This window comes from Microbacterium sp. Leaf351 (genome assembly GCF_001423825.1).
GTDB lineage: Bacteria > Actinomycetota > Actinomycetes > Actinomycetales > Microbacteriaceae > Microbacterium > Microbacterium ginsengisoli.
Genome location: NZ_LMPK01000033.1, coordinates 90,739 through 95,631 on the forward strand (window position 1 = coordinate 90,739; position 4,893 = coordinate 95,631).

Here is a 4,893-nt window from a genome sequence, read left to right on the forward strand (position 1 = left end):
CCCGGGCCGCGGCGGCGAGGTCACTGTCGGCGAGACCGGCGAGGTCTGCGGCATCCGTCACGTGCAGGGCGAGCTCGTTGGTGTCGGCCAGCAGATGGCGCTCGAACGTGGTCGTCAAGACCGACAGGCGGGCGTTGAGATCGCGAAGGGTCTGCTTGGCGTCGTCGTCGAGCCCCGCGCCGGCGTGCGACATCACCGTGTAGCGCCGTTCGACGAGGTAGCGCTGCTCCGGGGTGAGGTCGAGGTCGTCGCGGGCCTCGTAGAGTGCGGCCACCCGCGCGAAGAGCGCGGGATCGAGGGTGATCGCGTCGGAGTGCGCCGAGTTCAGCGGGGCGACGGTCTCCTCGATCTCCTGGATCTCGGGCGTGCCGTCGGCGGAGCTCACCGTGTAGAACGTGCGCGAGACGCGGCCGAGCAGGTCGCCGCTGCGCTCGAGGGCCTCGAGCGTGTTCTCGAAGGTCGGCGGCTCGGGGTTCGCGGTGATGGCGGCGACCTCGGCGCGCTGCTGCGCGAATCCCGCGTCGAATGCCGGCAGGTAGTCCGTGACGGCGATCGCGGCGTAGTCCGGCAGCTCGTACGGCAGCACGGAACGATCGAGAAGGGGATGGCGGGACGTCGTGCTCATCCCGCCAGCCTACGCCGCGGCATCGCGTCGATTCAGAGGGTCGACACGCCGCGGAACGTGTGTCCGGCGGCGATCGACGCGCCAGAGACGGCGGCCGCGGGTTCCGAGGAGAGGTAGGCGACGAGGGCGGCGATCTGCTCCGGAGTCGAGGGCCCGGGACCGACCGCGGGCACCGGGTGGTCGTCGTCGAACACGTTGCCGGGGTTGACGACGTTGACGGTGATGCCGGTGCCGGCCACGCTGTCGGCGAGGGCCTTCGCCGCGAGGATCAGGGCGGCGTTGCGCACCGACGCGACGACGCTCGTGGACGAGCGGGCAAGCTGCCCGGCGATGCCGATGATGCGGCCGGACCCGCGGGCGCGCATGTGCGGGAGTACCGCGTTCGCGAGCCGCAGGAAGACGAGCGACTTGGCATCGACCGCGGCCGCGACGGCCGCGGGGGAGAACGCGTCCGCCGGGTCGAGGGTCTGCGCCGCGGGCGCGGCGGTGACCACCAGGATGTCGATCCGCCCGTGCCGGGCGATCACCTCGTCGACGCCGGCGACGACGGATGCCTCATCCTGGCCGTCGATCGTGACATCGCCACCCGATCGGCCGGCGGTGACGACCACGGCGCCCTCCGCGGCGAGGGTCGTGGCGATGTGACGCCCGAGGTAGCCGGTGCCGCCGACGACGAGGGCCACGCGGTCGGTGATGCCGAGATCCATTCCTCGATCGTACGTCGCGTGGTGTGCCGAGCGCCCTGCCCGAGTGTCCGGATGCGTCGATGCAAAGCAACGTTTGCAAAGTAACACGTGCAAAGATATCTTTGCGATATGACGAACGAGATCCCGCTCCCGACGACCCGCGAACAGCGGGTGCTCGACGGCGGCGCACTTCGGGCCCTCGCTCACCCGTTGCGGGTCGAGATCTACGATCTGATCTCGCAATACGGCCCGCAGACGGCGAGCACCCTCGCGGCGATGACGGGGGAGTCCTCCGGCGCCACCAGCTATCACCTGCGCGCACTCGCGAAGCATGACCTCATTCGAGAGGTCGAAGGTCAGGGAACCGCGCGCGAGCGCTGGTGGGAACGGCCTCGCGGCGGCGTGCAGATCGGCAGCCCCGAGGCGGTGAAGACCCCCGCGGGCCGCGCGGCGACTCAGGTCGTGCTGACGGAGTTCCTCAACCGGCGTCACCAGCAGCTCATGGACTACGTGGGGGCGAGCCTGCGCGAGAACGGCGTGTGGGACGACAGCGCGATGATCACGACCGCGACCATCCACCTCACAGCCGTGCAGGCGGCCGACGTCGTCGCCCAGCTCCAGGCCGTCATAGACGGCGCCGTCGACCGATACAAGGACCAGCGCGGCGAGGGCGTCGTGCCCGTGACGGTGCACGCCGATGTGTTCGCCCTCCCCGAGAAGGGACGATGAGATGACCCTCCTGACGGCTCCCCCCGAAGCCCGCACCACCACCCGCTCCGCCGATGAGCGGCTGCTGCGGGTGCTCGCCCGCCTGCTCGAACGAGCCGCCGACGACATCCACCGCCGCCGCGCGTGCGCCGATGAGCGGGCGGCGCGTCTCGACGCCTACGTCGCACAGCGCAGCACCGGCACCGCAGCGCGTCAGCTCGGACTGCTGCCGCGGTCATGACCACCACAGCGATCAGGCCGGCGGCACCGCCGCTCGGCCGCCCGTTCCGCACGCTCTGGACAGCCACCGCCTTCAGCAACATCGCCGACGGCGTCGGTCGCACCGCGGTGCCGCTCATCGCCACCACCCTGACGACCGACCCGTTCGTCATCGCGATCCTCGGCGCTCTCGCGTTCGTGCCGTGGCTCGTGTTCGGCATTCCTGCCGGCGTCATCGTCGACCGCTTCGATCGGCGGCGCATCATGGCCGTCGCCAACACGCTGCGGCTCGGTGCCGCGGTGTGGCTCGGGGCCCTCGTGGCATCCGGCGCGATCTCGGTGTGGACGCTGCTGATCGGCACCCTTGCGTTCGGCATCGGCGAGACCCTGTTCGAGAACGCCGTCAACGCCGCCGTTCCTGCGATCGTCCCTCGCGAGCGGTTCGACAGCGCCAACGGCTGGCTGCAGGCGTCCCAGGTGACGATCGACAACTTCATCGCCACGCCCATCGGAGGTCTGCTGTTCGGCCTGTCCATCGCCCTGCCGCTCTGGGTGGGCGCGATCGGCTATCTGGTTCCGATCGCCCTGGCCCTGCTGCTGCCGTCGCTGGCCGTCTCGCGGCAGACCGACGAGCAGACGGATGCCGCGGCATCCGTGCCCGTTCACGGCGCCCGCCCCGCGCTGCGCTACCTCTGGCAACACCGCTACCTGCGTGCGGTGGTGCTGTTCACGTCCGTGGTGGGAGCGCTCCTGAGCTTCGCCCAGGCGCCCACGATCCTCTACTTCCTCGAGGTGCAGCACGTCACGCCTGCGGCGATCGGCTTCGTCACGGCGGGGATCGGGCTCGGCGCCCTCGTGGGGTCGTTCGTCGCGGCGCCTCTGGTGCGTCTCCTCGGCCGCGGCCCGGTGCTGCTCTTCGCGAACGTCGTCGTCGCCGTGTCCCTCGTCGCGGTGGGTCTCGCTCCCGACGTCGTCACCGCGATCGCGTCCTACGCGGTCATGGCGTTCGCGGTGTCGGTGTGGAACGTGCCGTGGGGAGCGCTGCGGCAGCACCTCATCCCCGCGCACCTGTTCGGTCGCGCGCTCGGCATCATCCGCACCGTCACGTGGGGCGTCTTCCCGGTGGCGACGCTGCTTGGCGGGCTCGTGGCGCGATCCGACCTCCGGCTGCCGTTCACGAGCGCGGGCGCCCTCACGCTTATCGTCGCTCTCAGCGCCTCACGGCTGCTCGTGCGGGGAACACCGCGCGCCTACGCGGCGGCGGATCAGGCGAACTCGTCGTCGGCGTCGTGACGCACCACGGGTGAGCCCGCGGCATCCACCGTCACGATCACTCCCGTGTCGAGTTCGGCGATCGGCCGACGCTCGAGCCAGGTGAGTGTCCATCGCGGACGCGGCTGACCGAGGGGGTCGGCGGGCAGCGCTCTCTCCACCGAGGCGATCGCGTCGTGCAGCACGGCGGGCACGGCCGACGGGGGCGTGTCGCCCGCCGTCCACCGCGTGCCGAGCTGCATCAGGCGTCCGCCGTCTCGAGCTCGATCGACTCGACTGTCAGCGCGTCGCCCTCGACGTAGTCGATCTCGGCGATGCGGCCGACGGCGCGGAGGTCCCCCTCGGCGGATCGCAGGAGTGCGATCTGTGCGGGGGGCGCCGCGATGACGAGACGCGTGACCGGCGTCTTCTGCGAGGCCTTGGCCTCGGTCTTCGCGCGGCGCACGCCGATGAGCGCGTCACCGACGGTCGTGAGCACGCGGGGGTCGCCCTCGAGACCCAGCGGGGCGGGCCACGCGGCGTGATGCACAGACCCCTCTTCGAACCACGACCAGGTCTCCTCCGCCGCGAACGACAGCACCGGCGCGAGCAGTCGCACGAGCGTCGACAGCGCCAGGCGCAGCGCGAGCGCGGCGGACGCCTGACCCACGTCGGTCTGGTCGTAGGCGCGCTCCTTGACGAGCTCGAGGTAGTCGTCGCAGAACGTCCAGAAGAACGACTCGGTCAGCTCGAGCGCCCGGGCGTGGTCGTAGCCCTCGAACGCGCGCGTCGCCTCGGCGACGACCGTGTCGAGGGTCGCGAGCATGCTGCGGTCGAGGTCGTGCGTCACCGCGGCGCCCTCCGGCACCGGGAAGGTCAGCACGAACTTCGCCGCGTTGAGCAGCTTGATCGCGAGGCGACGGCCGATCTTCACCTGCGTCGGGTTCTGCGGGTCGAACGCGGCATCGGTGCCGAGGCGGCTCGACGCCGCCCAGTAGCGCACGGCGTCGGAGCCGTGGGCATCGAGGATGTCCGCGGGCGTGACGACGTTGCCCTTCGACTTCGACATCTTCTTGCGGTCGGGGTCGACGATGAAGCCGGAGATCGCGGCATCCGACCAGGGCGCCCGGCCGTCCTGCAAGACGCTCCGCAGCATCGTCGAGAAGAGCCAGGTGCGGATGATGTCCTGACCCTGCGGGCGCAGATCGAACGGGGCGACGAGGCCCCAGAGCTCCTCGTCGCGCGCCCAGCCGCCGGCGAGCTGCGGGGTGAGCGACGACGTCGCCCAGGTGTCGAAGATGTCCTGCTCGCCGTCGAAGCCGCCCGGCACGCCGCGCTGCGAGGGGTCGAAGCCCGCGGGCACGTCAATGGTCGGATCGACGGGCAGCTGACCGAGGTCGGGGG

General features: G+C 71.1%; 6 protein-coding genes and 1 pseudogene. 3 read left to right on the forward strand and 4 right to left on the reverse strand.

What is annotated here, in order from left to right:
• Both ASG00_RS17835 and ASG00_RS08760 read right to left on the reverse strand, forming a co-directional pair.
• Positions 1-625 (reverse strand): annotated as a pseudogene (locus ASG00_RS17835) (M3 family metallopeptidase); the annotation flags it as partial.
• Positions 626-657: 32 nt separating this feature from the next.
• Complete coding sequence (locus ASG00_RS08760) at positions 658-1,332, reverse strand: SDR family NAD(P)-dependent oxidoreductase (RefSeq protein ID WP_056208673.1); 675 nt, start codon at positions 1,330-1,332, stop codon at positions 658-660.
• Between the two features lie 108 nt (positions 1,333-1,440).
• On the opposite strand from ASG00_RS08760, the gene ASG00_RS08765 reads away from it, so the two are divergent.
• Genes ASG00_RS08765 through ASG00_RS08775 form a run of 3 tightly spaced genes read left to right on the forward strand, consistent with a single transcriptional unit; the run spans position 1,441 to position 3,531 of the window.
• The gene (locus ASG00_RS08765) at positions 1,441-2,040 is read left to right on the forward strand and encodes a winged helix-turn-helix domain-containing protein (protein ID WP_045248375.1); all 600 of its coding nucleotides are present in this window, start codon (positions 1,441-1,443) and stop codon (positions 2,038-2,040) included.
• 1 nt (position 2,041) lies between these two features.
• Entirely contained in the window at positions 2,042-2,260 is a 219-nt protein-coding gene (locus ASG00_RS08770) for a hypothetical protein (RefSeq protein WP_045248374.1), read from the forward strand.
• The gene (locus ASG00_RS08775) at positions 2,257-3,531 is read left to right on the forward strand and encodes an MFS transporter (protein WP_056208676.1); all 1,275 of its coding nucleotides are present in this window, start codon (positions 2,257-2,259) and stop codon (positions 3,529-3,531) included. The genes ASG00_RS08770 and ASG00_RS08775 overlap by 4 nt, the downstream gene beginning before the upstream one ends.
• Here ASG00_RS08775 and ASG00_RS08780 read toward each other — a convergent pair.
• Entirely contained in the window at positions 3,504-3,752 is a 249-nt protein-coding gene (locus ASG00_RS08780; protein WP_045248372.1) for a hypothetical protein, read from the reverse strand. The two genes, ASG00_RS08775 and ASG00_RS08780, sit on opposite strands and share 28 nt — an antisense overlap.
• A partial coding sequence (locus tag ASG00_RS17840; RefSeq protein WP_235559459.1) for a class I tRNA ligase family protein occupies positions 3,752-4,893 on the reverse strand: 1,142 nt, incomplete at its 5' end. The genes ASG00_RS17840 and ASG00_RS08780, both read right to left, overlap by 1 nt.